This window comes from Mesorhizobium sp. WSM4847 (assembly GCF_055811335.1).
The window spans coordinates 138040-164348 of sequence record NZ_JBVVPY010000010.1 but is presented as its reverse complement, the minus strand read 5'-3'; the positions used below and the strand labels follow the sequence as shown (position 1 = coordinate 164348).

24 protein-coding genes and 1 pseudogene are annotated in these 26309 nt (G+C 63.7%); 11 read left to right on the top strand and 14 right to left on the bottom strand.

The annotated features are described in order from the left end of the window. The first annotated feature begins 11 nt into the window (after positions 1–11). From AC0L28_RS16725 to AC0L28_RS16715, 3 genes are read left to right on the top strand one after another with little or no spacing between them, the layout of a single operon-like run. Positions 12–974, top strand: coding sequence for an ABC transporter permease (locus AC0L28_RS16725; protein WP_236370505.1), 963 nt, complete (start codon positions 12–14; stop codon positions 972–974). Further along, positions 964–1986: an ABC transporter ATP-binding protein gene (locus AC0L28_RS16720; RefSeq protein WP_473478829.1), complete on the top strand. Its 1023-nt coding sequence runs from the start codon at positions 964–966 to the stop codon at positions 1984–1986. Before AC0L28_RS16725 ends, AC0L28_RS16720 begins: the two co-directional genes overlap by 11 nt. Beyond that, positions 1983–2975, top strand: coding sequence for an ABC transporter ATP-binding protein (locus AC0L28_RS16715; protein WP_473478827.1), 993 nt, complete (start codon positions 1983–1985; stop codon positions 2973–2975). The genes AC0L28_RS16720 and AC0L28_RS16715 overlap by 4 nt, the downstream gene beginning before the upstream one ends. Positions 2976–3062: 87 nt before the next feature. Here the strand turns inward: AC0L28_RS16715 and AC0L28_RS16710 are convergent. Further along, a pseudogene (locus AC0L28_RS16710) lies at positions 3063–3960 on the bottom strand (arginase family protein). Positions 3961–4195: 235 nt separating this feature from the next. On the opposite strand from AC0L28_RS16710, the gene AC0L28_RS16705 reads away from it, so the two are divergent. Beyond that, positions 4196–4684 (top strand): cupin domain-containing protein, encoded by a 489-nt coding sequence (locus AC0L28_RS16705; RefSeq protein ID WP_473478824.1) that lies wholly within the window; start codon positions 4196–4198, stop codon positions 4682–4684. A 17-nt stretch (positions 4685–4701) separates the two neighbouring features. Here AC0L28_RS16705 and AC0L28_RS16700 read toward each other — a convergent pair whose 3' ends face one another. The 8 genes from AC0L28_RS16700 to AC0L28_RS16665 form a co-directional block, all read right to left on the bottom strand. Next, positions 4702–5778: an ABC transporter ATP-binding protein gene (locus AC0L28_RS16700; RefSeq protein ID WP_473478821.1), complete on the bottom strand. Its 1077-nt coding sequence runs from the start codon at positions 5776–5778 to the stop codon at positions 4702–4704. Then, positions 5775–6575, bottom strand: a complete 801-nt coding sequence (locus tag AC0L28_RS16695) for an ABC transporter permease (protein ID WP_473478818.1) — start codon at positions 6573–6575, stop codon at positions 5775–5777. The genes AC0L28_RS16700 and AC0L28_RS16695 overlap by 4 nt, the downstream gene beginning before the upstream one ends. Before the next feature lies 1 nt (position 6576). After that, entirely contained in the window at positions 6577–7437 is an 861-nt protein-coding gene (locus AC0L28_RS16690; RefSeq protein ID WP_287309259.1) for an ABC transporter permease, read from the bottom strand. A 69-nt stretch (positions 7438–7506) separates the two neighbouring features. Then, positions 7507–8511 (bottom strand): ABC transporter substrate-binding protein, encoded by a 1005-nt coding sequence (locus AC0L28_RS16685; protein ID WP_473478814.1) that lies wholly within the window; start codon positions 8509–8511, stop codon positions 7507–7509. Between the two features lie 55 nt (positions 8512–8566). Continuing rightward, positions 8567–10042 carry an aldehyde dehydrogenase gene (locus AC0L28_RS16680; RefSeq protein WP_473478811.1) on the bottom strand — a complete coding sequence of 492 codons (1476 nt, stop codon included), beginning with the start codon at positions 10040–10042 and terminating at the stop codon, positions 8567–8569. After that, complete coding sequence (locus AC0L28_RS16675; RefSeq protein ID WP_473478809.1) at positions 10039–11091, bottom strand: LLM class flavin-dependent oxidoreductase; 1053 nt, start codon at positions 11089–11091, stop codon at positions 10039–10041. The genes AC0L28_RS16680 and AC0L28_RS16675 overlap by 4 nt, the downstream gene beginning before the upstream one ends. Further along, positions 11088–12896 carry an alpha/beta fold hydrolase gene (locus tag AC0L28_RS16670; protein ID WP_473478806.1) on the bottom strand — a complete coding sequence of 603 codons (1809 nt, stop codon included), beginning with the start codon at positions 12894–12896 and terminating at the stop codon, positions 11088–11090. Before AC0L28_RS16670 ends, AC0L28_RS16675 begins: the two co-directional genes overlap by 4 nt. Next, entirely contained in the window at positions 12889–13476 is a 588-nt protein-coding gene (locus AC0L28_RS16665; protein WP_473478804.1) for an amino acid synthesis family protein, read from the bottom strand. The genes AC0L28_RS16670 and AC0L28_RS16665 overlap by 8 nt, the downstream gene beginning before the upstream one ends. Before the next feature lie 148 nt (positions 13477–13624). Between AC0L28_RS16665 and AC0L28_RS16660 the strand changes: the two genes are divergently transcribed. The 5 genes from AC0L28_RS16660 to kce all read left to right on the top strand — a co-directional run bounded on the left by AC0L28_RS16660 (position 13625) and on the right by kce (position 18689). After that, a complete protein-coding gene (locus AC0L28_RS16660) occupies positions 13625–14296 on the top strand; it encodes a GntR family transcriptional regulator (protein WP_473478802.1) in 672 nt (223 codons plus the stop codon). Positions 14297–14536: 240 nt separating this feature from the next. After that, entirely contained in the window at positions 14537–15124 is a 588-nt protein-coding gene (locus tag AC0L28_RS16655; RefSeq protein ID WP_473478799.1) for a sulfocyanin-like copper-binding protein, read from the top strand. 825 nt (positions 15125–15949) lie between these two features. Then, positions 15950–16771 (top strand): SDR family oxidoreductase, encoded by an 822-nt coding sequence (locus AC0L28_RS16650; RefSeq protein WP_473478796.1) that lies wholly within the window; start codon positions 15950–15952, stop codon positions 16769–16771. An 11-nt stretch (positions 16772–16782) separates the two neighbouring features. Further along, positions 16783–17730 (top strand): 3-hydroxyacyl-CoA dehydrogenase, encoded by a 948-nt coding sequence (locus AC0L28_RS16645; RefSeq protein ID WP_473478794.1) that lies wholly within the window; start codon positions 16783–16785, stop codon positions 17728–17730. Beyond that, complete coding sequence (gene kce, locus AC0L28_RS16640) at positions 17727–18689, top strand: 3,5-dioxohexanoate:acetyl-CoA acetone transferase (protein ID WP_128171861.1); 963 nt, start codon at positions 17727–17729, stop codon at positions 18687–18689. Before AC0L28_RS16645 ends, kce begins: the two co-directional genes overlap by 4 nt. A 69-nt stretch (positions 18690–18758) precedes the next feature. On the opposite strand, the gene AC0L28_RS16635 is transcribed toward kce, so the two are convergent. Beyond that, the gene (locus AC0L28_RS16635; RefSeq protein WP_287171690.1) at positions 18759–19004 is read right to left on the bottom strand and encodes a hypothetical protein; all 246 of its coding nucleotides are present in this window, start codon (positions 19002–19004) and stop codon (positions 18759–18761) included. On the opposite strand from AC0L28_RS16635, the gene AC0L28_RS16630 reads away from it, so the two are divergent. Continuing rightward, the gene (locus tag AC0L28_RS16630; RefSeq protein WP_473478790.1) at positions 18991–20202 is read left to right on the top strand and encodes an acyl-CoA dehydrogenase family protein; all 1212 of its coding nucleotides are present in this window, start codon (positions 18991–18993) and stop codon (positions 20200–20202) included. The genes AC0L28_RS16635 and AC0L28_RS16630 overlap by 14 nt on opposite strands. A 31-nt stretch (positions 20203–20233) precedes the next feature. Beyond that, the gene (locus AC0L28_RS16625; RefSeq protein ID WP_473478788.1) at positions 20234–21265 is read left to right on the top strand and encodes a phosphotransferase family protein; all 1032 of its coding nucleotides are present in this window, start codon (positions 20234–20236) and stop codon (positions 21263–21265) included. A 40-nt stretch (positions 21266–21305) separates the two neighbouring features. On the opposite strand, the gene AC0L28_RS16620 is transcribed toward AC0L28_RS16625, so the two are convergent. Genes AC0L28_RS16620 through AC0L28_RS16605 form a run of 4 tightly spaced genes read right to left on the bottom strand, consistent with a single transcriptional unit; the run spans position 21306 to position 26307 of the window. Then, positions 21306–21803: an aminomethyltransferase family protein gene (locus AC0L28_RS16620; RefSeq protein WP_128245444.1), complete on the bottom strand. Its 498-nt coding sequence runs from the start codon at positions 21801–21803 to the stop codon at positions 21306–21308. Continuing rightward, positions 21796–24744 carry a sarcosine oxidase subunit alpha family protein gene (locus tag AC0L28_RS16615; RefSeq protein WP_473478786.1) on the bottom strand — a complete coding sequence of 983 codons (2949 nt, stop codon included), beginning with the start codon at positions 24742–24744 and terminating at the stop codon, positions 21796–21798. Before AC0L28_RS16615 ends, AC0L28_RS16620 begins: the two co-directional genes overlap by 8 nt. Next, a complete protein-coding gene (locus tag AC0L28_RS16610) occupies positions 24741–25037 on the bottom strand; it encodes a sarcosine oxidase subunit delta (RefSeq protein WP_023800457.1) in 297 nt (98 codons plus the stop codon). The genes AC0L28_RS16615 and AC0L28_RS16610 overlap by 4 nt, the downstream gene beginning before the upstream one ends. Positions 25038–25050: 13 nt before the next feature. After that, complete coding sequence (locus tag AC0L28_RS16605) at positions 25051–26307, bottom strand: sarcosine oxidase subunit beta family protein (protein ID WP_473478783.1); 1257 nt, start codon at positions 26305–26307, stop codon at positions 25051–25053. Positions 26308–26309 lie beyond the last annotated feature (2 nt).

The following is a 26309-nucleotide window of genomic DNA, read 5'->3' as shown; positions in this document are numbered from 1 at the left end:
TGCTTGCCGCCATGAGTTTTCGGCTCGGCCAGATGGTGCTGGTCATGTTCGGCATCAGCGTCGTCGCTTTCCTGATCTTCTTCGCCACGCCCGGTGCCGATCCCTCGGCGCGCATTGCCGGCCGCAACGCGTCCCAGGAGACATTGGTCCAGGTCCGCCACGATTTCGGTCTCGATCGGCCATTGCCGGTGCAGTACGGGCTGATGATGAATCGGCTTTTCGTCAGCCGCGACCTCACCTCCTTCGTCAATCGCGGGCAGCGCGTGATTCCTGCGGTGACAGGCGCCATTCCGGTTACGCTGTCGCTGGTCGGCGGCGCGGCGGTGCTGTGGGTGCTCGGCGGACTGATCGTCGGGGTGATCGCCGGCGCGACGCGCGGCACATTCATCGACCGGGCGCTGATGATCCTGAGCCTGATTGGAGTGTCCGTTCCGGTCTTCTGGCTCGGCGAGGTCGCCAATCTGCTGACACAGAGCCGCTGGCATGACACCTGGCTGTTTTCCTGGGTTCCTCCGCTCGGCTACATCCCCCTGACACAGGACCCCTGGGGCTGGTTCAAGGCGCTCGTCATTCCGTGGTTCACGCTGGCGACGCTTTATGTCGGCCTTTACGGACGGGTGCTGAGGGCGAGCCTGATCGAGATGATGCAGGAGGATTTTATCCGCACCGCGCGGGCCAAGGGGATCGGCGAGCGGCGGGTTTTGCTGCATCACGGCCTCAGGACGTCACTGGTGGCATTCGTCACCATGTTCGGACTCGATTTCGGTGCCTTGGTCGGCGGCGGCGCGCTGTTGACCGAAGTGGTCTTCGGGCTACAGGGCGTCGGGAAATTGACCTATGAGGCACTGCAGACCCTCGACCTGCCGATGATCCTTGCCACGGTGATCTACGCCTCGTTTTTCGTGGTGATGGCAAACTTCGTCGTCGACGTCGTCTTCGTCTTTATCGACCCGAGGGCTCGCGATGTCCGTTGACGCTCCCCTTCTCGTCGTCGAGGGTCTCACCGTATCCTTCCGCAGCGACGCGGGGCTGGTGCGGGCTGTGGCAGGCGTCTCGTTTGCCGTCGAGCAGCGGGAGATCGTCGGGGTCGTCGGTGAGTCCGGTTCCGGCAAAAGCCAGACCTTGCTGGCCATCATGGGGCTGATCGACAGCCCCAATGCCGTCGTCTCCGGTTCAATCCGCTTCATGGGGCAGGAGCTCGTCGGGCTCAACCGGCGGGCGCTCGATGCCATTCGCGGCCGCCAGATCGCGATGATCTTCCAGGATCCGATGTCGGCGCTCACCCCGGTGCACACGATCGGCAACCAGATCGGCGAGCAGGTGCGTGCGCATGAGAAAGTGTCGGCGCGGGCGGCGCGGGCGAGGGCGGTGCAGTTGCTGGATGCGGTCGGCATTGCCAATCCTGATCGGGTCGTCGACGGCTATCCGCACCAGCTCTCCGGCGGCATGCGCCAGCGTGCGGTGATTGCGATGGCGCTCTCGTGCAACCCGGCGCTGCTTGTCGCGGATGAACCGACCACGGCCCTGGACGTGACCGTGCAGGCGCAGATCCTCGAACTGATCGGACGGCTGCGCGATCAGTTCGGCTCGGCGGTGATCCTGGTCACACACGATCTTGGCGTCGTCGCCCAGGTCGCGGATCGGGTCTTGGTCATGTATGGCGGACGCTTCGTCGAGGAGGGCCGCAAGAGCAGCGTGTTCCGAACGCCGCTGCATCCTTACACCTGGGGCCTGTTCGGCTCGATCCCGCCGATGGATGGTGAGCGTCCGGCACGGCTCGCCGCGATTCCGGGAGCTCCGCCTTCCCTCTCCAACCTGCCGAAAGGCTGCGCCTTCGGTCCGCGCTGTGCCTTTCGCCACGATGCCTGCCTGGTCCAGATCCCGACAATGCGTGGCGACGGCCATCGCGCCGCCTGCGTATTACCGGAAGCCAGACGCAAGCAATTCAACATCCACAAGGCTGTCGGCGTGGAAATGCAACGATGAGTGCTGCGCCACGCGAGCGCCCGCTACTTCGCGCCGGAGACCTTTCGAAGCATTATCACGTCGGCCGCTCGATTTTCCCGGCGCAGCGCCGGACGGTCCAGGCGGTCGACACGGTATCGCTCGACATCTGGCCCGGGGAAACGCTTGGCATCGTCGGGGAGTCAGGTTGCGGTAAATCCACTCTTGGCCGATGCCTGGTGCGTCTGACCGATATCACCTCCGGTTCTCTGGAGTTCGAGGGCCGCGACATTACCGACGCGTCCCAGCGTCAGCTCCGTCCGTTGCGGCGACAGATGCAGATGGTCTTTCAGGATCCGAGCGCCTCGCTCAATCCACGTCGGCGGGTCGGCGATCTGCTGGCCGATCCGTTCCGCATCCATGAGCGCATCTCGGCATCGGAAATGACGGACCGCGTCGCCGAGCTTCTGCGCCGGGTCGAATTGTCCCCCGAGCACGCGTCGCGCTATCCCCACGAATTCTCGGGCGGCCAGCGGCAGCGGATCGGCATTGCTCGCGCGCTGGCGCTCCGGCCAAGCCTGATCGTGGCCGACGAGCCGGTCTCGGCGCTCGACGTTTCGATCCAGGCCCAGATCGTCAATCTGCTGGCCGATCTGCGCGAGGAGTTCAACCTGACCTATGTATTCATCGCCCATGATCTATCCGTGGTGCGCCAGATTTCGACGCGCGTGGCCGTCATGTATCTGGGATCGGTCGTGGAGAGCGGGCCGACCGATCTGGTCTTTGCGGCGCCCAGGCACCACTACACCACGGCACTCCGTTCCGCGGTGCCGATACCCAGTATCGATCGGGCACGACGCGAGCGGCTTGTCCTGAAGGGTGACTTGCCGAGCCCGATGAACCCACCCTCCGGCTGCCGGTTTCACACCCGCTGCCCGGCTGCCACTTCCATGTGCCGCAACGAACGTCCGCTGCTGCAGAGCACGGGCGACGGTCGCCTGGTTGCTTGCCATCATCCGGGCGGCGGGTAAGGCGCGGGATTTTCGTTGGGGGAGGGGACAGGTCGTTGCGTGTGGCGGCGAAGTCGAAGCACAACGGTCAAGATTGCTCCCGTCCGCTCAAGCGGGCGCGGCTGTGCCGAGAGCTGCGGCCAGGACATCAGCGAGGCCACGGCCGGCGCTGCCGTCCTCGTCAAGGCGCGGATTGTAGATGGTGACCTCGATCCCGACCGCCTTGCCGCTCGCCAGGATGATGCGGAGCGCCGCCGACAGTTCGTCCCAAGACAGCCCGCCCGGTATGCGGAAATCGACCGCCGGCATGATCGCATCGTCGAGGCAATCAGCGTCGAGATGGATGAAGAAGCCGTCGAGTTCCGCCCGCGTCAGGTGGCCAACGGCGGCCCGGGCGGCGGTTTCGACGCCCAGGCGGTGGATGGCGTGCAGATCGTAGGCCATGAACTCGGCTGGCAAAGGCTGGCTGCCGAATTCGGCCTGGTCCTCGTGGTCGCGAAATGCGAAGGCGACGACGTCCCCGGAGCGCACCAACGGGCGGCGGCCCTCCAGATCCGGTCAGTAGCGCCGGCCCGTAGCCGGTGACGAAGGCCAGCTCCATCGACGCGCCTTCGCTGTTGGGCTCCGCTTCCGGCTGGAAGAAATCGGCGTGGCCGTCGATGAAGAACAGGCCGTAGCGGCCGCACCGGCGCAGCGCCAGCATCGGACCCAGCAGGATCGTACAGTCGCCGCCCAGCACCACCGGGAATTCGCGGGCGTGCAGCACCTCCTCCACGGCGTCGGCGAGCTTGGGTGACCACGCCGCGATCGCCTTGGCATTCAGCGTCAGGGTGGCAGGGTCGGGCTTCGGGTCTTTCGGCGGGACCGCCAGCCGCCCGGCGCGGCGCGCATGGATGCGTTCGGCGAGGCCCAGTTCCAGCAGCCGACCGGGCAAGGCTTCAACGCCGTCGGTCGCCAGACCCAGCGAGGACGGCGCTTCAAGGATGGCATAGCGGCGGCTCGGCATCGGATGCTCCAGCTATCGCGGGTGAAAGCCGGCGTAACGCCAGCGTAGCTTCAGTACGTGGGCGAGACCGAGGAAATTTCAAGCCGCCGCCCAGCCGATGCCGTCGGGCGCGGCAACCGCAGCATCTCCGCATTGCTGCTGCGAAAATTGCTGCCCACGGCCACTCGTACCTCGCCGATTTTGCCGGCAAGGCCTATCTCCTGGTGAGCGACCCGAACCACGAAGGAGATCGACGATGAATGCAAAAGCTGTATCGGCCGAAGCGTTCGTGCGCGAGCCTGCGGCCGGCTCGACGCTCAACGTTTTGGGCATCACCCATATCTACAAGGCCACCGGCGCCGAGACCGCCGGGTCCTTCTCGCTCTGGGAGTCCGTGGTTCCGCCGGGCGCGGGAGTGCCACCGCACATCCATGCCCGAGAGGATGAAGGCTTTTATGTGCTGAGCGGCGAACTCGTCATCGAATTCGAGGGCGAGTCCGCGCCCCGTCGCGTTGCGCCCGGCGGCTTCTTCTTCGGCGCACGCGGCCGGCGCCATGCCATCCGCAATGTCGGCGACAAGCCAGCTCGCGTGCTCGTCTTCTGCGCACCGAGTTGCGGCCTTGATCAGATGTTCGCGGAATTGGACGCCGCGACTGCCGCCGGCACGCCGGAGATGGCAAAGGTCGTGGCCATCACCGCCAAATACAGCGTCACCATCGAGGCGCCGGCTGATCCGCCGCACTGAGGTCGAACGGTCGTCTGTCAGGCCGGAAACAGAAATGCGGCGGCGGGATCGAAATAAATCTGTCTGCTCGAGGCGATGCCCTCCTGTGCTCGCGCCATGTCGGATGTCGGCCTGACGTCGATCTCCTGGCCGGCGGCGGTGCGTGCGATGACGCGCCGCCGCTCGCCGAAGAAGGCGGTGTCGATGAATTCGACCGCAAGCCCGGCCGTGGCCGCGCCGGGTCTCAGCCGAAACGCTTCCGGCCGCACCATCAGCCGGGTCTTCTGGCCTTGGCTGAACTCCCGATCGTTCCTGACACCGGAGACGACCGAGCCATCGGCGAGGCGGATCGTGGCGGCGCCGTCGACGGTTTCAAGATGCTCGGCCGGCAGGAAATTGGAATTTCCGATGAAGCTGGCGACGAATTCGCTCGCAGGTCTCAGATAGAGGTCCTCACCGCTGCCGATCTGCTCGATGCGCCCGTCACGAAACAGGGCGATGCGATCCGAAAGATGCAGCGCCTCGTCCTGATCGTGGGTGACGTAAAGGATCGTTACGCCGGTTTCGCGATGGATGCGCCGTATCTCGGCCTGGATCTCCTCGCGCAGCTTCTTGTCGAGCGCCGAAAGCGGCTCGTCCATCAGGAGGATCGGCGGATCGTAGGCCAGCGCCCTGGCAAGCGCCACGCGCTGCTGCTGTCCGCCGGAAAGCGCGCCAGGATATCGGCCGCCGAAATTCTCGAGCCGTACCAGCGACAGCATCTCGGCGACTTTTCGGTTCACCTCTGCGTCCGGACGGCGGCGCACGCGCAACGGAAAGGCAACGTTCTCGGCGACGGTGAGATGCTGGAACAGCGTGTAGCGCTGGAACACCATGCCGATATTGCGCTTGTGCGACGGCACCGACAGCAGCGACCTGCCTTCGAGAAGAACGTCGCCGGATGTCGGGTGCTGAAAGCCGGCGATCGCATAAAGCGTCGTCGATTTGCCAGAACCGGAAGGGCCGAGAAAGGTCAGGAACTCGCCCTTGGGTATGTCGATGGTGACATCGTGTACGGCGACGAAGCTGCCGAACGCCTTGCGCAGGTCGCGAATGGAGAGGAACGGTTCGGTCATTTCGACAATTTCCGCCGAATGAGTGCGGTTACGATCATCAGGCTCAGCGTCAGAAGAACGAGAAGGCTGGAGGCCGCAGCGATGACCGGGCTGAGATCCTGGCGCAGGCTGCCCCAGATCTTGACCGGCAAGGTCTGCAAGGTGGGGCTTGCCATGAAGATTGCGACCACCACCTCGTCCCATGAGGCGAGAAAGGCGAAGATCGCCGCCGAGAAGATCCCGATCTTGATCGCCGGCAAGGTGACCCGGAGTTTTGCTTCGAAGGGGTTTGCGCCGCAGACGATCGCCGCATCCTCGATGGATTTGTCGAAACCTTCGAGTGCCGCAGTGATCGGAATGATGGCGAAGGGCAGTGCCAGGACTGTGTGGGCGATGACGAAGCCTGCCGTGGTTCCGCCGAGCCCGATCCGCAGGAAGAATGCATAGATGGCGATGGCGAAGACCACGACCGGCAGCACCATTGGCGTCAGTAGCAGGCCGCGAAGCGTGTTGCGTCCCCGAAACTGTCCCCTGACCAGCGCGAAAGAAGCCAGCAGCCCGATGAGAACGGCAAGAATCGCGGCCATGGTGGCAATGCGTGCGCTGGTCAGCGCCGCTTCGAGCCAGGCCGGATCGGCGAAGAGTTCCTCATACCATTTCAGCGTCCAGCTTGGTGGCGGAAAAGCCAGCCACCGCGACGACCCGAACGACAGAAGCACGATGAAAACAACCGGCAGCAGTAGAAACGCCGCGACCAGGCCGGTGAAACCCAGAAGTGCTGCACGCAGCCAGCCGAGCCGGTCGTAGTCGAGCAGCATCTCAGATGCCTCCTGTCATGCGCTTGGCGCCGACGAGACGCAGTTGCAGCGCGTAGAGCGCCATGGTGACCAAAAGCAGGATGAAAGCCGCCGCGCTTCCGAGCCCCCAGTTGAGCAAGGACTGGATCATCTGGGCAATCATTGCGGCGAGCATCATGTTGGAGGTGCCGCCGAGCAGCGTCGGTGTCACGAAATAGCCGAGCGACATGACGAAAACCATCAGGCCGCCTGCAGCGATTCCGGGAAGCGACAAGGGCAGCAGAATGCGGCGGAAGGCGTCGAAGGGGCTCGCACCGCACAGAGCGGCGGCGCGCAGCGTCATCGGATCGATGGCGCGCAGCGTTCCGACCAGTGGCAGTATCATGAAGGGCAGCATGATGTAGACCATGCCGATGGTAACGCCGGTCAGGTTGTTGATCAGCGGCAGCGGCTCGCTGATCAGGCCGATATCCATCAGCGTCCGATTGATGACGCCGGTGCGTTGGAGCAGCACCATCCAGGCATAGGTGCGGGTGAGCAGATTGGTCCACATCGACAGGATGATGATGCCGAAGACGATCGAGCCGAGGGCAGGCGGCATGATCGCCAGCATCCAGGCGACTGGAAACGCCACGATCACGGTTACGGCGGTGACGACGGTGGCGACCAGAAAGGTGTTGAAGAAGACCCGCGCATAGGTGCCGTCGCCAAACAGGGTGGCGTAGTTCTGCAGGCCCGGCACGGGTTCGGTCACGCTGCGCAACAGCAGCGCAACAACCGGCACCACGAAGAACAGGGTGATGAGGGTCAGCGCCGGCAAGGCGCCGCCGATACCGTCGGGCCTTCGGAGGATTGGCTGTCGATGAAGCAAATTGCCCGACATGGCGATGATCCCGGCAGCTCAGGCGGGACGCCTAGCGACGCCCCGCCGGTTCATGGGTGAGGTCGGCGGCTATTTGGCCTGCCAGGCGTACCAGCGCTCGGCGATCTTATCGCGGTTTTCAGCCCAGTAGTTCATGTCGAGGTTGATCTGCCCGTCGACATAGGCGTCCGGCAGCGACTTGACGACCTCGGCCGGCATTTCGGCCTTGGCTGCCGTGTTGATGGGGGCGTAGCCGCTTGCTTCGGCAAACATGGCCTGGCTTTTCGCGCTTGTCGCTGTGGCCAGGAACTTCATCGCGCTCGCCTTGTTCTTCGAACCCTTGGGGATGACGAGCACGTCGGCGGCAGTCATGTTCTGTTTCCAGGATGCGCCGACATCGGCGCCGTCCTGCTCGAGGGCGAAGACCCGTCCATTCCAGAGCTGCCCGAAGGCTGCTTCACCGGAGGCGATCAGCTGCTGCGACTGCGCGCCGCTGTCCCACCAGACGATTTCCGATTTGATCGTGTCGAGTTTCTTGAACGCCCGGTCGAGGTCGAGCGGATAGAGCTTGTCTGCCGGCACGCCGTCGGCCAACAGCGCAATCTCGATGACGCCCGGCGCCGACCATTTGTAGAAAGTGCGTTTGCCGGGAAATTTCGTCAGGTCGAACATGTCGGCCCAGCCCGCCGGTTCGGCCGACACCGCCCCTTTGTTCCAGGCAAGAACGAAGGAGTAGTAGAAGCTGCCGACCGCATGCTCGGTGGTGAAGCGAGGATCGAGATCGGCTTTCGGCACGACGTTGAAATCGATCGGCTCGAGCAGGCCGTCCTTGGCCGCCTTGATGGCGAAATCCATTTCGACATCGACGACATCCCAGGCGACGCTGCCGCCTTCCACCATGGCTTTCAGCTTGCCGTAGTCGGTCGGGCCGTCCTGCAGGACCTTGATGCCGGAACTGGCTTCGAACGGAGCGGCCCAGGATTTGGTCTGCGCCTCCTGGGTGGTTCCGCCCCAGCTGGTGAACACCATTTCATCGGCCCGTGCGGCGGTGGCTGCCAGGAGTCCGGCCAAAATGCCGGTCAAAATCAGTTTCATGTCGTTCTCCTCTGTTGGTTGTCTGGTTCTTGTTTTTATGAATTGCGCGATTGCCTCATCGCATGACGAACGGGTCCGGGATCGGCTCGTCGGATATCCGTATCCAGACGGATTTCGGGCGCGTGTAGTCGCGGATGGCGTCGAGCCCGCCCTCGCGGCCGAGCCCCGACTGACCGTAGCCGCCGAACGGCACGAGCGGCGAAACCGCGCGGTATGTGTTGACCCAGACGACGCCGGCATGGATGTCGCGCGCCATGCGGTGCGCCTTGGCGAGATTGGTGGTGAACACGCCCGAGGCGAGGCCGAACGGCGTGTCATTGGCAAGCGCCAAGGCTTCGGCCTCCGTGTCGAAGGTGAGAACGCTGAGCACCGGACCGAACAATTCCTCGCGCACGCAGGGCAGCGCTGAATCCTCGGCATCGATGATGGTCGGTGCGTAGTAGAAGCCGTGCGGATGATTGTCGGGCCTTTTTCCGCCGGTGACCAACGTCCCGCCATTGGCGAGGCTCTCGGCAACGATCTTCTCGATCCATTCCCGCTGACGTGGCGTTGCCAGCGGTCCCATTTCGGTGGCTGGATCCTGCGGATCACCAATTTTGATGGCCTCGGCCTTGTGCTTCAGCCTGTCCAGGAACTCGGCCTTTATCGAACGCTCGACAAGCAGCCGGGAGCCGGCGACGCAGCTTTGTCCAGACGCTGCGAAAATCCCGGCCACCACCGCGTTGGCCGCGCTGTCCAAGTCGGCGTCGGCGAAAACGACAACTGGACTTTTCCCGCCCAGCTCCAGCGTCGTATAGGCGAGATTTTCCGCCGTGTTGCGGACGATAGCGCGAGCGGTCGAAGGTCCGCCGGTGAAGGCGACGCGTGAAACCAGCGGATGACTTGTCAGGCGCCGGCCGCAATCGTGTCCGAACCCGGTCAGTATGTTGACGCTTCCGGCGGGAAATCCGGCCTCATGAACGAGTTCGGCGAAGGCCAGCAGCGGCGCTGGACCATCCTCCGAGGCTTTCAGGACGACCGTGCAGCCGGCGGCCAGCGCCGGGCCGAGCTTGACGGCCGAAAGGAAGAGCTGTGAATTCCACGGCACGACGGCAGCGACGACGCCGATCGGCTCGCGCCGGATGGTGACGTCCATATCGGCCTTGTCGATCGGCACATGCGAGCCTTCATGCTTGTCGGCAAGCCCGCCATAGTAGCGATAATAGTCGCCGACATAGGCGATCTGGGCGCGGGTCTCGCGGATGATCTTGCCGGTGTCGCGCGTTTCCAGTTCGGCCAGGCGGCCGGCATTGGCGACGACCAGGTCGCCGAGGCGCACCAGCAGCTTGCCGCGCGCCGTCGCCGTCAGCGAGGCCCACGCGGCCGAGTGCAGCGTCCGGTGCGCCGCCTCGACGGCGCGGTCGACATCGGCCTCGGTTGCGGCGGGCATCGTCGCCCAGGGCGCTCCGGTTGATGGATCGATGCTTTCGAAGGTGGCTGTCGGCGTATCGAACGCCCCATCTATGAAGTTGCTGAAGGCCACAAGGGTCATTGCGGCCTCCCATGACCGAAGGCCGGCATCACCTTGTCGACGAACAGCTGCAGCGACTTCTTCTTGCGCTCGTGCGGCAGACCGCTGTCGATCCAGATCGAGTACTGGTCATAGCCGAGCGCCTCATATGCCTTAAGCCGGGTGATCACCTCTTCGGCTTCGCCGATGACCAGGTTCTGTCGGATTTTGTCCGGCGCATATTGCGGCATGGCTCCGATCTCGTCGTCGGAGAGCGCTTCCAATATGCCTTGGCGAACCGGCTTCTTGTTCTGGAACCACGCGCCGAACTGGCAGTAGAACAGCGACAGGTCCCTCGTCAGTTGCTCCGCATCGGCGGCGTCTTCGGCAACGAATGTGTGCATCAGCAGCATGATCTCGGGGCGGGCCATGTCGGGATGCGCCGCGCACGCCGCGTTGAAGCGCTCCATCAGGCTGGTTACTTCGTCGTCGCCGGAGGCGAGCGGCGTCACCTGGACGTTGCAGCCGTTGGAGACGGCGAAGTCGTGCGAGTTCGGATCGCGCGCCGCCACCCAGATCGGCGGGTGCGGCTTTTGCACCGGCTTGGGCGACGAGGTGGTCGAGGGAAACGACCAGAATTCGCCGGACATCTCGAAATCGCCTTCCCAGAGGCCCTTGATGGCCGGGATGATCTCGCGCATGCGCTGGCCCGCGCCCCAGGCGTCGAGCCCAGGGAACAGGCGTTGGTACTCGTAGCTGTAGGCGCCGCGGGCGATGCCGATGTCGAGCCGGCCGCCGGTGACGACATCGGTCATGGCTGCCTCGCCGGCGAGCTTGATCGGATGCCAGAACGGCGCGATGACGGTTCCTGTGCCGAGCCGGATGCGCTTCGTCCTGGCGCCGAGATAGGCGATGTTGATGAACGGGTTTGGCGAGATGGTGAACTCCATGCCGTGGTGTTCGCCGATCCAGGCCGTCTCGAAGCCTGCCGCCTCGGCCATCACGACCAGTTCCTCAAGCTCATCGATGAGGTCGGCATGCGGCTTTGCCGGGTCCGAGCGTTCCATATGGACGAAGAGCGAGAACTTCATATCTGTTGACCCGGACTGGAAGTGTTGATTGCTACCGGCTTGGCGAGCGGACGGATTTCACCTTCGACCTCGTTGCCGACATAGACTCCAAACGCATCCTCCCGACATTCGCGAACATAGCGGGCGAGCATCGAGCGCACGGCAGCGTCGGCGATGTTCAGTCCGGCAATCCTGTCGATGTCGACGAGCCGGACCTGGCGATCGCTGGAGTGGGGCGCGGCTACCGTGCCGCGGTAGTAGACGTGCGTTCGCGATGGGCTTGCGGCGTCGTCCCAGACCGCAAACAGGAATCCGAGATGAGCCTCGATGGCTTTCGCAGCGAGGCGTCCCCTAAGGCTTCGCGTGTCGCCGGGTGCCCCGAGCCCTCGGCCCGCCGGCAGTTCGAACAAGCCCTCGGCGGTTTCGAGGAACAGCACGCGGCCTTCATCTTCGAGGATGGCGCCGACCTCCATGTCGGGCGGCGCGGCCGCCAGTGCTTCCTGGCTGAGGCCGGGCGAGACGTAGGCGCCACGGCAATAGCCGAGGGGCTGCGATGAATTGTGGGAGAATTCGCGAACGCGGCCGATGAGGATCGAATGGTCGCCGGCGTCGACCAATTGCTCCATGTCACAGTCGAACGTCGCCACCGATCCAGCGAGCAGCGGGCTGCCGGTCGGGCCGAAGCGCCACTCGACAGCCGAGAACTTGTCCTGCGATTTCGAAGCGAAGACGCCGGACGCGGCTCGCTGTTCCTCCGAGAGCACGTTGACGGCAAAGCATTTCGAGGTCGAAAACACCGGATGACCCAGCGCTTTCTTGGCGATGCAGACCAGCACAAGCGGCGGATCGAGCGAAACGGATGTAAACGAATTGGCGGTGAAGCCTCGAGGCTCTCCTTCCGGCCCGATCGCGGTGACGATTGTAACGCCGGTCAGGAAGGAACCGAGCGCCCGCCTGAATTCGCCCGCGTCGAAGGCTGTGTCCATTGCCGGTCGCGCCGATGTGCTTGCGCCGTCGTTGCTCTCGAGAAAATCGACAATGCGCCGTGTGACCACGTCAGGCGAGGCTACGGCCATCATATGTCGTTCGCCCTCCAGAACGACGCAGCGACCGCGCGGGGCGAGGCGTGCCATCGCCGCCGACATCGCAGGCGAGGAATTCCTGTCCTGCGAGCCGGTCATGAACAGGGCCGGCATTGCGAGACCGGAAAGACGATCGCCATGCGCCGCATCGGCATGGGCGAAAAGTCGATAGGTGCGCGCATAGCCCTCGGAGCTGACGCTTTGCAGTGCTACGCGCGTCATCCTTGCCGCCTCGGCCAGGCTGTCGGGTACCGGGTTGCCGAACCAGCGCGCGATCGTTGCGTCCGTCCCCGACGGGTTTTCCGCGCCATTCAGTTCGGCGGCGCGCTCGCGCACTGCCTGCGCAAGCTCCGCCGGGCGGCGAAAAACCGCATTGAGCGAGACGAGGCTACGAACCCGTTCGGGTGCATTGAGAGCGATTTCCTGCCCGACCAGCGCCCCCATTGAATGGCCAACGATCGAGACGGCATCCAGGCCAAGGTGATCGAGAAGCCGAATTGCCTGTCCGGCATAATCGGCAAGGCTGGCGTCCTCGGGCGGCAAAGGCGACTGGCCGTGTCCCAGGATGTCGATTGCGATCACATCCCATCTGTTTTTCATCAGCTCGATCTGGGGTGCCCAGATCGCCGCGTTCATGCCGACACCGTGGATGAGAAGGACCGGCGCGCCGGATCCGGCACGGATGAAACCGGTGCCGTCAGGCGCCGTTCCGCGACGCCAGCCACGGTCCGTCAGCTCAGCCATGCAGGTCGCCGACCTCCTTGAGATCCTGGTAGCGGTCGCCGATGCGATGATGCGGTCGTCCGCCGATCGAGGCGCCAAGCGCCACCACCAACTCGTCCGGCGCCGGCGCGTCGCCGATCTGGAAGTGCACCGTCAGGTAGTGCGAACGTCGGCCTTCATCGTTCTTGTCCATGAGCGGGATCATGATCGGCGTGTTCGGCCCGCCGCGCAGGTTGGTGAAGGCAAGATAGGTCTTGGCGCCGACGGCACGCCGATAGTGGTTGCCGAAATGCAGCGTGTGGATGAGCGCCGAGGCATGCTCGATCTCGCCTGATGTGCCGCAGATTGCGGCCTTGCCGTAGCCTTCGATCGCTTCGCCGGATCCGGCAACTGCGAGGATTTCATGGGTCAGCATCTCCCCCAGAACCGGCGCATAGGCGCGGATCTCGGGAGAAAGGTCCTCGGTGAAACCGCGCCCGGCCCAGGGATTGTCGAGCACTGCCGCCACGCCGACCAGGCGCAGCGGCCGGGGAGCCGCCTTGCCGCCTTCAATCAGCGTGTTTTCGACATGGGTGACGATTTTTCGGATGGCCGGCTTCATCGAATCCTCGGTGGTCGGGTCGGCTGAGGCATTCGGAGCAGTTCCCCTTTTGCCTCGCTGTCTTATGGTATACCATACTATTGAAGACCAAATCGCTTGTCAACGGATCGTCGAATCTGTTTGTTTGCGGATGCTGGGAGGTGATGAATTGGTCGACGATACACTGAGGATCGAACGATCCGCCAAGACGCTGAGAACGCTGGCGCTGGAGCGCATGCGCGATGCGATCATGGGGTTTCACTTCCAGCCCGGCGAACGGTTGGTCGAGCGGCCGCTTTGCGACCAGCTCGGCGTCAGTCGCTCGGTGGTGCGCGAGGTTCTGCGGCAGTTGGAGACTGAGGGCCTTGTCCAGATGATACCAGGCCACGGACCCGCGGTGGCCCGGCCGGATCTCAGCCGCACCGACGAGATTTATGAACTGCGCGCTCTGATGGAGGGCATTGCGGCGCGCGCCTGCGCGCTGACGGCGACTGAGGGCCAGATCGCCGCGCTTGAGCGCGCGTTCGATGTGCTGCTCAAGGCGTGGGCATCAGCCAATCCGATCGAGGTGATGCGGGCGACCACAAAATTCTACGAGGTGCTTTTCGATGCCGCCGACAAGCGCATCGCCTGGGAGATCGTCCAGGGTCTGAACGTCCGCATCAACCAGCTGCGTTCCATGACCATCGCTTCGGAGAATCGCCGCGATGCCGCAATTGCCGAAATGACCGACATTATGAACGCGATCAAGTCGTGCAACGGCGATGCCGCCGAAGCCGCGGCCCGGCGGCATGTGGAGCAGGCCTGGCGAATTGCGCAACAGACCCTTCGCAACAGCTGAAGTAGAAATTTCACATTACGGAATCGTCCGTCGCCCTCGCAATGACGCACTGCAGGCAATTCTAACCCGACAATATCGCAGCGATGGCGCTGTTTCCGGCTGTTGATGAGAGCGTATTCTGGGTTTGCTGGTGTGGATGCTATTTCAAGCGTAGTCTCTTCCTTAGGGAACAAGCCAGGTCGAACTCGATTGGCGGTCGCTTGCGCTCGGCCGCCCGCTCGGGAGGAGCCTCTGATTGCGATGGCGCGCTTTGCTCACCTTGCCCTTCTCGCCGTCACCTTGGGGTTGTTGCCTGGAATTGCACTGGCCGGGGAGGCTTTCGTCCCGAGCTGGATCAAGAACGATCCCTCAGCCAAGACAGTCGCCATAGAGATTGTTGCCGATTGGAACCAAGTCGAGCGGTATCGCAGGGACAACATCCGGACCGACATTATCGACTTCAACGGTTACTGGGGCGGCAATCTCACCATCGTCGTGCCAGCAGAATGGTCGGTAGAGATCGAGTTCATCAATGGCTCCTCGTCTTTCCGGCACAGCCTGATGGTTACCAGGGTCTACGCTCCGTCAGAGATGCCAGTGAAGTTGACGGCTGAGGATGCGATCTGGGGTGTGTACACCGATCCGCCAGAGGGAATTAAAATCAATGAGAGGAGGCAACTCAACTTTGTTGCGCAGCAGGCCGGGAGGTATTTCCTCGCCTGTGCCAGACAAACGCATCTGATGGACGGACACTGGATCGATTTCGAGGTGAGAGACAGCATCGAGCAGGCCGTGGCAATCATAGACGAAAACAAGTTCCCGCAGGAGCAGCCCCCAGGACTGCCTTAGGGGCTAATCGAACCTTCCCCGTCCCTGATATCCGCGTCACGCGAGCAATTGTAGTCTCGGCCCGGGACCTCGACTGAGAATCAGCCGAGGCGGTGGCTGGCTGATCATTGTGATTTCAACGCACTGAACTTTTTCGACCGGTGGCTCCGTGAGCTGCGAGATGTCTGGACGCGGTTTGTCCCGAAGCAAAAGCGCTCATTTACCAGCGGCTGGATTGTCAACATGGCGCACGATGGTATCCAATGGTTCAACGTACTTTGCGCCTCAGTCGATTGGTGGCCCCAAACTGTCAACCCTTTTACAGGAAAGCCCATCTCCAGGGACGATCCGCTTTGCGCACATTTCTAACTAGACCAAGGAGTCTCCTCAGATGAAAGTACTACGAGATAGGCTGGTTGGAAAGACTTTTAGCAGCTTGGTGAAGTCACTGGATACATGTTCAATAATGTTCTCGGAGGGAAGTGCAATTACCGTATACACGGCCATCAAAGCATACATTATGATTAAAATTACTCCAGATATTGTCACCGACGTTACTGACGAGCAGAATGGAGTTTTGTTAACTTTTGGAGAAGACTCGTCGATATTGATTTCTACAGATGATACCGTCATATCGTCTCCGGAAATTTTCGTATTTCAGGACACTGATGGAACTCACATTGTGGAGAACGTCTAGCGGTGTGCTGTTGCTCACGGCGCTGCAGATGCTGCTGGCTGGCACCACACTCCTCTAAGCGACAAGGGCGCAATACTGTACGGTTTGGTCGTTCTGGGCGCTGTCATGGCGCTGCGCGAACGGCGGCTGCAATGAGAAAGGATCGGACGATGAGTGCGACGGCGATAAGTAAAGGGGCACCGTCATCCCTGGACGATTTTCTGACCGGGCTGAAGGGGCAGCGCGTGCTGGTGACGGCAGGCGCCGGCGGCATCGGCCTGGCCATTGCAGAAACGCTGTCGCGGCTTGGCGCGCGCATCGTCGTTTGCGACGTCTCCGACGAGGCGCTGGCCGCCGCTCCGGACAGGATCGCTCTGGTCGCCGCGGTCAAGGCCGATGTCTCGCGCGACGACGACGTCGACCGGCTGTTCGAGACGGTGAAGGAAAAGCTCGGCGGCCTCGACGCGCTGATCAACAATGCCGGCATTGCCGGGCCGACCGGGGGCGTCGACGAAATCGATCCGGCGGAGTGGCGGCGCTGCATCGAGATCTGCCTGACCGGCCAGTTCCTCTGCGCCAGGCGTGCCGTGCCGCTGATAAAGGCGGCGGGCGGCGGCTCGATCGTCTCGATGTCGTCCGCCGCCGGCCGCCATGGCTACGCTTATCGCACCCCCTATTCGGCGGCCAAGTTCGGCGTCATCGGTTTCACGCAAAGCCTTGCCAAGGAAGTCGGGCCGCACGGCATAAGGGTCAACGCCATCCTGCCCGGCATCATCGAGGGACCACGCATCGACAAGGTCATCGCCGACCGGGCCAGACAGCTCGGTGTGTCGAACGAAGAGATGACGGAGCGCTATCTCCACAACATCTCGCTGCGCCGCATGACCAGCCCCTATGACGTCGCCGCGATGGTCGCCTTCCTGTTGTCAGATGCGGCGATCAACATCTCCGGCCAGTCGCTCGGCGTCGACGGCAATGTCGAAACCCTTTGAGGAGCCCGACCATGGTGAAAGTAGCGATTGTCGGCAGCGGGTTCATCGGACGGGCCTGGGCCATCAGTTTTGCCCGCGCCGGTCATGACGTGCGGATGTGGGACCAGTCGCCAGCCGCGACGACCGGCGCGCATGATTATATCGCCGGCGTGCTCGGCGACCTCGCGGCGAACGATCTGCTGCGGGGACAGGCAGTCGACGTCGTGCTTGGTCGCATTGCCGTCGTTGCGGAGCTCGAAGAAGCGCTGGCCGATGCGGTCCATATCCAGGAGAACACGCCCGAAAACCTCGACGTGAAGCGCGAGGTGTTCTCGCAGATCGATGCAATGGCCGGTCCGCAAGCGGTGATCGCCAGTTCCACCTCAGCGTTGCTGCCGTCGAAATTCACCGACCATCTGCAACGGCGGCACCGCTGCCTGGTCGTGCATCCGATCAATCCGCCCTACCTCATTCCGGCCGCGGAAGTCGTGCCGGCGCCATGGACGTCTTCCGAAACGGTCGAAAGGACCCGCGCCTTCCTCGTCGATGCGGGCCACGCGCCGCTGGTGATGAAGCACGAGCTCGACGGCTTCATCATGAACCGCCTTCAGGGCGCGCTGCTGGAGGAGGCTTTTCGACTTGTCAACGACGGCTATGCCAGCGTCGAGGATGTCGATATCGGCATTCGCGACGGGCTGGCGCTGCGCTGGTCGTTCATGGGTCCGTTCGAAACAATCGACCTTAATGCGCCGGGCGGTGTACGCGACTATATCGAGCGCTATCAATCGATCTATGCCAACATTTTTCCGCAGATGCTGCGCCGCGTCGATTGGGCCGGCGAAGTCATCGAGACGGTGGAGGCCGACCGCCGCAAGCGGCTGCCGCGGGAAGAACTCGGCGAACGGCAGGTTTGGCGCGACCGCCGACTGATGGCGCTGGCCGCGCACAAGAAAAAATCGGATCAGGAGTTTGGAAGATGACGGAAACAAGCCGCAAGCCCGGTGCTACGCAGACCAGGGGCAAAATTATCATCACCTGTGCGGTGACAGGGGCGATCCATACACCGACCATGTCGCCCTATCTGCCGATCACGCCGGACCAGATCGCGTCCGAGGCGATCGCGGCGGCGGAGGCAGGTGCGGCGATCCTGCACCTGCATGCCCGCGACCCCGAGACCGGCAAGCCCGACCAGACGCCGGCGGCCTTCGCCCGCTTCCTGCCGCGCATCAAGCAGGCCACCAATGCCGCCATCAACATCACCACCGGCGGCAGTCCCTACATGAAGGTCGAGGAACGCGTGCGCCCGGCCGCCGAGTTCAAGCCAGAGGTCGCCTCGCTCAACATGGGCTCGATCAATTTCGGGCTCTATCACCTCGTCGACAAATACGAGACTTTCAAGTTCGACTGGGAAAAGCCGCATCTGGAAGCGACGCGTGACCTGGTCTTCCGCAACTCGTTCAAGGACATCGAATACATCCTTGCGACCTGCTACGACAACGGCACGCGCTTCGAGTTCGAGTGCTACGACATCGCCCATCTCTACAATCTCTCGCACTTCGCCGATCGCGGGCTGGTCAAGCCGCCGTTCTTCGTGCAGTCGGTGTTCGGTCTGCTTGGCGGCATCGGCACCCATCCCGAAGACGTCGCCCATATGAAGCGCACTGCCGACCGGCTGTTCGGCGACCAGTTTCGCTGGTCGGTGCTCGGCGCCGGCGCCAGCCAATTGCGCATCGCGGCGCAATCGGCAGCGCTTGGCGGCAACATCCGCGTCGGGCTCGAAGACAGTCTGTGGGCCGGCAAGGGTAAGCTTGCGAAATCGAACGCCGAGCAGGTGGTGCTTGCCCGCAAGATCATCGAGGGGCTCGGCATGGAAGTGGCGACGCCCGACGAGGCGCGCGAGATCCTGTCACTGAAGGGCGGCGACAAGGTCGCGTTCTGAGGCGGCTCGCCTATCGCCGCACGGTGCCAACAGAGGAGGACGGCATGAAGATCGAAGTCGTGGTGGTCGTTACCGCGCCTCCCCGGCGATGGCGTCCTGCGCGGCAGCCTCTTCGCGATAACCGGCCTTGGCATCAAGGGCGTGGCGGAACCACGCTTCGCCGGATGACGGCAGCTGCAAAAGAGGATAGAGGCGAATAAGGAAAACGAGCGCGCGCTCGATTTCAGATATGGACCCGATGCTTTTCAGCGATCTCGTCCATCGATGGTGGCCACCTCGTTTCATCGCTGGGAGTTTGTCCATGAATTTCGACATTCCCGCCCGCACCGAAGATTACCGCGTCCGCATTGCCGACTTCGTCGAGCGTGAGATCCTGCCGCTCGAGGCCGACAAGACGTCCTATGACGCACATGGAAACATCGCCTTGCCGCTGCTGGAGACGCTTCGCGCCAAGGCGCGTATGGCGGGCCTGTGGTGCCTGCAGCTCAAGCTGGAAAGCGGCGGCGCCGGTCTCGGCAAGATGGATATTGCGGTTTGCTACGAGGAGATGAACCGGTCGATCTTCGGACCCGTGGTGTTCAATTCGGCAGCGCCCGATGATGGCAATATGATGGTGCTCGAGGCGCTCGGCACGCCGGCGCAGAAGGAAAAATGGCTGCAGCCGATCATCGAGGGCAAGGTGCGCTCGGCCTTTGCCATGACCGAACCGCATCCCGGCGGCGGCTCGGACCCTTCGATGATCATGACGCGTGCTGAACGGCGCGGCGACAAATATGTGGTGACCGGCCGCAAATGGTTCATCACCGGCGCCGAGGAGGCCAGCCATTTCATTCTGATCGCGCGAACCTCGCACGATCCGCGCCATGGTCTGTCGGCTCTGATGTTCCACAAGGACCAGCCGGGCTGGCGCATCATTCGCCGCATCGAGATCATGGGCCCGGAGGAGCATGGCGGGCATTGCGAGCTCGAATTCGATGGGCTCGAAATCCCTGTCGAGGACATGCTGGTTGGTGAGGGCAGGGGCATGAAGGTGACGCAGGTGCGGCTCGGCCCAGCGCGGCTTACCCACTGCATGCGCTGGCTTGGATTGTCCAAGCGTTGCGTCGAGATCGCGCGCGCCTACGCTGCCGTGCGCTATGGTTTCGGCCAGCGCCTCGCCGACCGCGAAAGCGTCCAGCTGAAGCTCGGCGAACTCGCCATGCGCATCGAGATCGGCCGCATCCTGGTGATGAAGGCTGCGTGGGAACTGGACCGCGGCGGCTTTGCCCGCAAGGAAGTATCGATGGCCAAGGTCCAGGTCGCCAATGTGCTGCATGACGCGGCCGATGTGGCGATCCAGATCAATGGCGCGCGAGGCTATTCGAAGGACACGGTGCTCGAATGGATCTACCGCTATGCGCGCCAGGCGCGGTTGGTCGACGGCGCCGATGAGGTCCACAAGATGGTGCTGAACCGTTTCCTCAACGACGAGGAGAGGGGCTTCTGGCGCTGGACCTTCGAAGGCGAGGCATAGCGGACGCGGGGTGGCATCTCAGGAGGAAAAGATGCCGTTGAATGCGGATTTCGATCCTGCTGCATTGAAGGGCTTTCTCGCGAACCGCTTCGGCGATGCCGCAATGACGCTCGAGCGGATCGGCGGCGGGCAGTCCAACCCCACCTACTTCGTCGACTATGGTGCGCATCGCATGGTGCTGCGCAAGAAACCGGCCGGGCCGATCCTGCGCAGGGCGCATGCCGTCGACCGCGAGTTCCGCGTGCTTGAAGCGCTCGGAGCGACCAACGTGCCGGTGCCGCGGCCGGTGCTCTATAACGCCGGCGCCGAGCCGCTCGGCACGCCGTTCTACCTGATGGAGCGGCTGGATGGTCGCGTCTTCCACGACTGTTCGCTGCCGGGCCTTTCACCCGCGGAGCGACGCGCCATCTATTTCGGCATGGCCGAAGCGATGGCCAAACTGCATGCTGTCCGTCCCGACGCGGTCGGTCTCGGCGACTACGGCCGGCCCGGCGACTATTTCGAGCGCCAGATTGGCCGCTGGACCCGGCAGCTCAGGGAATCGCCGAGTGACAGAATTCCGGCACTCGAAGCGGTCGCCGACTGGTTGCCGCAGCATCTGCCCACGGATGATGGACGCGTGTCGATCGCCCATGGCGACTTCCGCCTCGGAAATCTGCTGTTCCATCCCGGCAAGCCGGAGGTGATCGGCATTCTCGATTGGGAGCTGTCGACGGTCGGCCATCCGCTCGCCGATCTCGGCTTTTGCTCGATGACCTGGCATTCGACCCCGGACGAATATGGCGGCATCCTCGGCCTCGATCATGCCGCCCTCGGCATCCCCAGCCAGCGCGAATTCCTCGACCATTATTTCACGCATGCCGTGCCCACTGCGCCCCTGCAACGCTTCCACCTGGTTTTTTCACTGTTCCGTTTCGCTGTGATCTTCGTCGGCATCGCCGACCGGGCGCGGGCAGGCAGCGCGGCGTCGGCCGATGCCGCCAGCAAGTCGCCGCTCGCCGGTCGCTTTGCCGAACGTGCTCAAGAGATCATCCAAGGGGCAAGACCGTGGAGCGCCGCCTGAGACGAGCGCTCGCGCCCTGGTCCTTTCCCTACCAGCGGCGTCAGCAATCCAGTCCGGCAACCCAGTCCGAGAGGCTTTGCGAAAAACTTCGCGGCACGATGAGTTCGCACGCGGTCTCGCCGGTGCGCAGGAACAGCACGGGCACATGGTGCAAGGATGTCAGCACGGCGCGGCCCGGGGCGGCCGCCGGCGCGCACCAATCGACGGCGATGCATCTGGAGAGCACTCCTGCGATGTCCGCCCCGGCCATTCTGAAACGCACGCGACCCTCGCCGAGAGAAACCGAACAGCCGAGATCCGGGTCGACGGCAAGCGGAGATGCTTGCGCGCCGTCGTCGAGAGCCAGCCACAAGCGGCGAGGCGCCACGCGGATGACGAGAAAACCTTTGTGACGGACCGTCTCTCCGACCGAGGCAGGAAGTTTCGTGCCGAGTGATGCCGAAAGGTTCGATTCGAATTGCGCCAGCGTGCCGTCCCAGCCCTCGATCTGGATGAGTGGGCAATCGACCACGGACAGGCTGAAATCCGGGCTAGCCATGCAGTCGCTCCCCCTGCGGATCGAGGAATATCGGCGAGACGACGCGGGCACGGACCGTTTCGGCTTTCATCGGATAGACGGCCACGACCTCGCTTCCTTCGCTGCCGACATCGCCGGCAAGCAAGGCCAGCCCGACATAGTGGCCGCGTTCAGGGCTGAAGGTGACGGAGGTCACGCGGCCGCGCCCGTGGCCGTAAGGCATCTCGCCCGGCAGGAACAGGATGGCACCACCGCGAAGGAGTTTCCCCTCTTCGATGCATTCCAGTCCGACCAGGCGCTGGCGGTCGGGCGCCTGGAAGGCGGGGCGCCGTCGCAGCACGTCGCCGACGAAGCCGGTACGCTTGCCCGCCATGCGGCCGAGGCCAAGATCGTCGAGCGTCGTGCGCCCATCGATTTCAGGTCCGGCGACATGGCCCTTTTCGACGCGCAGCGCGCCGAGCGCCTCGACGCCGTAAGGTTTCAAGTCGAGCGGCCTGCCAGCTTCGAGCAGGCGGCTCCAAAGCTGTTCACCGGCAGTTGCGCCGACATAGATTTCGTAGGCGCGCTCGCCGGAATAACTGAGACGCAGGATGCGGAGCGCACGGCCCTGCCATTCGCTTTCGAGCAATCCCATATGCGCAAGTGCCGCGTCGGAAACATCGAGAGCGGGAAATGCCGCAGCAAGAATTGCACGGCTTTTCGGTCCCGCAACCGACATCGCCGCCCATTCATCGCTCACCGAGGTCACGGCTACGCGCAAATCCGGCCAGGCCATATCGAGCAGGAATTCAAGCCGCGACAGCACGTCGGCGGCCTTGGCGGTCGAGGTGGTCATGAAGAACCGGTTCTCGGCCAGCCGCGTCGTGGTGCCGTCGTCGAAGACGATGCCGTCGTCGCGCAGCATGACGCCGTAGCGCGCACGGCCAACCGGCAGTTTGGCAAAGCCGTTGGCGTAGATGCGATCGAGGAAAATCGCGGCATCCGGGCCCTGGACGTCGATCTTGCCGAGAGTGGAGATGTCCATCAGGCCAGCGGTCTGGCGCACACTCCGCATTTCGGCGACATACGCTTCGTTCACGTCGAGCCCGGATTGCCTGTAGAAATAGGGCCGCATCCAGAGCCCGACCTCCAGCATCTCGGCGCCGTTCGCCATGTGCCAGTCGTGCATCGGCGTGCGGCGGATCGGCTTGAAATGATGGCCGATGGCGCGCCCGGCAAGCGCACCGATGGCGACCGGCGTATAGGGCGGTCGAAAGGTCGTGGCGCCGGTCTCGGGGATGGTTGTGTTGCGCAGGGCCGCCATCGCGGCAAGCGCCGAAAAATTGCTGGTCTTGCCCTGGTCGGTGCCCATGCCAAGCGTGGTGTAGCGCTTCAGGTGCTCGACCGATTGATAGCCCTCGCGATGGGCGAGCTCGATATCCCCGGTCGTCACGTCCATCTGGAAATCGACGAAGGCCTTTCCACGTCCAGCGGCCAGGGCCTCGCGAAGCGGGGCCGCGGCGGTCTCGCCGAGATCGAGTTTCGACGGAGCAGGCACCGGCGCCGACTTGCCGCATGCTGCCGCGGTGCCGGCGCGATGACCGTCCTCGATGGCACTGGCGGTCGAATAAGTTCCCATCATCGAGCCGGCGCCGAACCGGTCTGCCGGAAACGCGCCCGGCACGAAGCCGCCAATGTCGTCTCGATATTGAGGTTTGACGCCAAGGTGCGAGGTGAGATGCACGGTCGGCGACCAGCCGCCGGACACGCAGACCAGGTCGCAGGCGGCCTCGGACTGGCCGTCCGGTCCGTTGAGCGTTGCACGCCTGACGGCATGGCCGCCGTTAAGGTCGACGATGCGCGTTGCGGCCCGCACCACCACGCCGAGCCGTGCGGCTTCTGCGGCAAGTGCGGCGGGCGGCGCTGCACGCAGATCGGCAACCGTCACCTCTGCGCCGCCTGCGGCATAGTCGAAGGCGGTGCGCCAAGCGCCGTCATTGCTGGTGGCGACGACTATTTTCTTGCCGGGCAGGACGGCGAAACGGTTGAGGTAGGTCCGGGCGGCCGACGCAAGCATCACGCCGGGTCGGTCGTTGTTCGAGAATACCATTGGTCGCTCGATGGCGCCGGTGGCGAAAACGATCGAGCGGGCGCGAAGCATGGTCAATGTCTGCAGCACTTCGCCGGCCAGCTGCGGATTGCTTGGGTCGCGTTGCCCGATCAGTCCGATGACATTGCCGTCATAGATGCCGAAAGCGGTTGTCCGCTTCATCAGAGTGACGGGTTCGGAGCTCTCCAGCTCGGCCTCGGCCTGTCTCAACCATGCGTCCGCTGCGCTGTCGGACGGCTCCGCCAGAAGCTGGCCGCCGAGCAGGAAATCCTGCTCGATCAGCGCCACCCGCACGCCGGCCGCTGCGGCAGCGCGCGCCGCCGACAATCCCGCTGGGCCGCCGCCGACGATTGCGACATCGGCAAAGGCATGACTGATATCGTAGCGGCCGGGATCAGGGTCGGTGCCGGCTCTACCGAGCCCGGCCGCCTTGCGGATAAAGTGCTCGTAGAACATCCAGGCGCGGCGCGTCGGACCCATGAAGGTCTTGTAGTAGAAGCCGGCCGAAAGGAACGGCGCCAGCAGGCCGTTGACGCTTTGCACGTCAAAGGCAAGCGATGGCCAGCGGTTCAGGCTTTCAGCGATTAGGCCGTCAGCGAGTTCCAGCGTCGTCGCCGGCAGGTTCGGTTCGCGCCTGCCTGCGGTTGCGAGCGTGACCAGCGCATTCGGCTCCTCGGCCCCGGCGGATAAAATGCCGCGTGGACGATGATATTTGAAGCTGCGCCCGACCAGCGTGACGCCGTTGGCGAGCAGGGCGGAGGCAAGCGTGTCGCCGCGATATCCGATCAGGCTCCGGCCGTCGAAGGTAAACTCGACCGGCCGCTCGCGGTCGATACGGCCACCCATCGACAGCCGCTTGTGGTTCGAACTCATGCCGGTGATTTCCTGGCGGGTGGTTTCCTGGCCGACAATTGCCTGGCGAGATCGACGGATGCGATGGCGTGGTTGCGCGTGTCGCGTTCGACCACCAGCCATTGGCGGCAACCGATCACGTGCTGCCAGAATTCGCGGTGCAGGCCAGCCGGATTTGCCCTGATATAAACGTAACGGTACCAGGCCTCTGGATCTGGATCGTCGTGGGCCGGACGCGTGACGGAAGCGTCGCCGCCGTAGCGGAACTCGTCATGGTCGCGCAGACCGCAGCAGGGGCATTCGATGCGCAGCATTGTCTTGCGCCTCCTATTGCAGCCAGGCTGAGGGGCCGGCGCCGGCCTCGTCGAGCGTGTGGCCGGTGCGGAAACGATCGAGCCCGTAGGCTGCGATCAACGGGTGCGGCTTGCCGGTGGCGATCGTGTGGGCGAAGCACCAGCCGGAAGCCGGCGTCGCCTTGAAGCCGCCATAGCACCAGCCGCCGTTGAGATAGAGCCCCTCGATCGGCGTCGGGCAGATGATCGGGCTGGCATCGGGCGTCATGTCCATGACGCCGCCCCAATGGCGCAGCAGGCGGACGCGGGAAATACACGGCATCAGCGCAATCGCCGCCTCCGCCACTTCGCGCACGACGCCCAGATTGCCGCGCTGGGCGTAGGAATTGTAGCCGTCGAGATTGCCGCCGAAGACCAGCCCGCCCTTGTCCGACTGGCTGACGTAGAAATGATCGGCGCCATAGGCGACGACGTGGTCTACCAACGGCTTCAGCGGCTCGGTGACGAAGGCCTGCAGGACGTGGCTTTCGATCGGCAGGTCCAGGCCGGCCTTGGCGCCGAGCACGGATGTATGACCGGCAACAGCGAGGCCGACCTTGCCGGCGCCGATCCGGCCTTTCGTCGTTTCGACGCCGACGATCCTGTCGCCGTCGCGGAGGAAGCCGGTCACCTCGCAGTTCTGGATAATGTCGACGCCATGGCCGTCGGCGGCGCGCGCATAGCCCCAGGCGACGGCGTCGTGGCGCGCCGTGCCCGCCCGGCCCTGGAAGATAGCGCCATGGATCGGAAAGCGGGCCGTATCGGAAAAATCGAGATAGGGCACGAGACGGCGCACCTCGTCGCGGTCAAGGATGTCGGCATCGATGCCGTTCAGCCGCATGATGTTGGCGCGGTGGCTGAAGCCGTCGAGCTGGTCGGCGGAATGCGCGGTGACGAGCTGGCCGCGCTGCGAGAACATGACATTGAAGTTCAGCGCCCGCGACATGTTCTCCCAGAGTTTCATCGAGAATTCGTAGAACTGGGTGTTGCCGTCGAGCAGGTAGTTGGAGCGGATGACGGTGGTGTTGCGGCCGACATTGCCGCCGCCGACATAGCCCTTTTCGAGCACCGCGACGTTGCGGATGCCGTGGTTCTCGGCGAGGTAGAAGGCGGTAGCGAGGCCGTGTCCACCGCCGCCGATGACGATCACGTCGTAGGAAGGTTTTGGCTCCGCTGCCCGCCAGGCGCGCTGCCAGTTCTTCTGGCCAGACAGCGCGTTGCGGAAAATCGAAAATGCCGAGTAGCGCGCCATGC

Bases quoted from the DNA above. Each gene is read 5' to 3' on its own strand.
- AC0L28_RS16620 (WP_128245444.1), bottom strand. From the start codon at position 21,803: ATGGCTAGCCCGGATTTCAGCCTGTCCGTGGTCGATTGCCCACTCATC.
- AC0L28_RS16615 (WP_473478786.1), bottom strand. From the start codon at position 24,744: ATGAGTTCGAACCACAAGCGGCTGTCGATGGGTGGCCGTATCGACCGC.
- AC0L28_RS16675 (WP_473478809.1), bottom strand. From the start codon at position 11,091: ATGAAGTTCTCGCTCTTCGTCCATATGGAACGCTCGGACCCGGCAAAG.
- AC0L28_RS16670 (WP_473478806.1), bottom strand. From the start codon at position 12,896: ATGGCTGAGCTGACGGACCGTGGCTGGCGTCGCGGAACGGCGCCTGAC.
- AC0L28_RS16680 (WP_473478811.1), bottom strand. From the start codon at position 10,042: ATGACCCTTGTGGCCTTCAGCAACTTCATAGATGGGGCGTTCGATACG.
- AC0L28_RS16690 (WP_287309259.1), bottom strand. From the start codon at position 7,437: ATGTCGGGCAATTTGCTTCATCGACAGCCAATCCTCCGAAGGCCCGAC.
- AC0L28_RS16605 (WP_473478783.1), bottom strand. From the start codon at position 26,307: ATGGCGCGCTACTCGGCATTTTCGATTTTCCGCAACGCGCTGTCTGGC.
- AC0L28_RS16650 (WP_473478796.1), top strand. From the start codon at position 15,950: ATGAGTGCGACGGCGATAAGTAAAGGGGCACCGTCATCCCTGGACGAT.
- AC0L28_RS16610 (WP_023800457.1), bottom strand. From the start codon at position 25,037: ATGCTGCGCATCGAATGCCCCTGCTGCGGTCTGCGCGACCATGACGAG.
- AC0L28_RS16705 (WP_473478824.1), top strand. From the start codon at position 4,196: ATGAATGCAAAAGCTGTATCGGCCGAAGCGTTCGTGCGCGAGCCTGCG.
- kce (WP_128171861.1), top strand. From the start codon at position 17,727: ATGACGGAAACAAGCCGCAAGCCCGGTGCTACGCAGACCAGGGGCAAA.
- AC0L28_RS16630 (WP_473478790.1), top strand. From the start codon at position 18,991: ATGAATTTCGACATTCCCGCCCGCACCGAAGATTACCGCGTCCGCATT.
- AC0L28_RS16685 (WP_473478814.1), bottom strand. From the start codon at position 8,511: ATGAAACTGATTTTGACCGGCATTTTGGCCGGACTCCTGGCAGCCACC.
- AC0L28_RS16715 (WP_473478827.1), top strand. From the start codon at position 1,983: ATGAGTGCTGCGCCACGCGAGCGCCCGCTACTTCGCGCCGGAGACCTT.
- AC0L28_RS16720 (WP_473478829.1), top strand. From the start codon at position 964: ATGTCCGTTGACGCTCCCCTTCTCGTCGTCGAGGGTCTCACCGTATCC.
- AC0L28_RS16655 (WP_473478799.1), top strand. From the start codon at position 14,537: ATGGCGCGCTTTGCTCACCTTGCCCTTCTCGCCGTCACCTTGGGGTTG.
- AC0L28_RS16635 (WP_287171690.1), bottom strand. From the start codon at position 19,004: ATGTCGAAATTCATGGACAAACTCCCAGCGATGAAACGAGGTGGCCAC.
- AC0L28_RS16665 (WP_473478804.1), bottom strand. From the start codon at position 13,476: ATGAAGCCGGCCATCCGAAAAATCGTCACCCATGTCGAAAACACGCTG.
- AC0L28_RS16700 (WP_473478821.1), bottom strand. From the start codon at position 5,778: ATGACCGAACCGTTCCTCTCCATTCGCGACCTGCGCAAGGCGTTCGGC.
- AC0L28_RS16625 (WP_473478788.1), top strand. From the start codon at position 20,234: ATGCCGTTGAATGCGGATTTCGATCCTGCTGCATTGAAGGGCTTTCTC.
- AC0L28_RS16645 (WP_473478794.1), top strand. From the start codon at position 16,783: ATGGTGAAAGTAGCGATTGTCGGCAGCGGGTTCATCGGACGGGCCTGG.
- AC0L28_RS16695 (WP_473478818.1), bottom strand. From the start codon at position 6,575: ATGCTGCTCGACTACGACCGGCTCGGCTGGCTGCGTGCAGCACTTCTG.
- AC0L28_RS16725 (WP_236370505.1), top strand. From the start codon at position 12: ATGAGTTTTCGGCTCGGCCAGATGGTGCTGGTCATGTTCGGCATCAGC.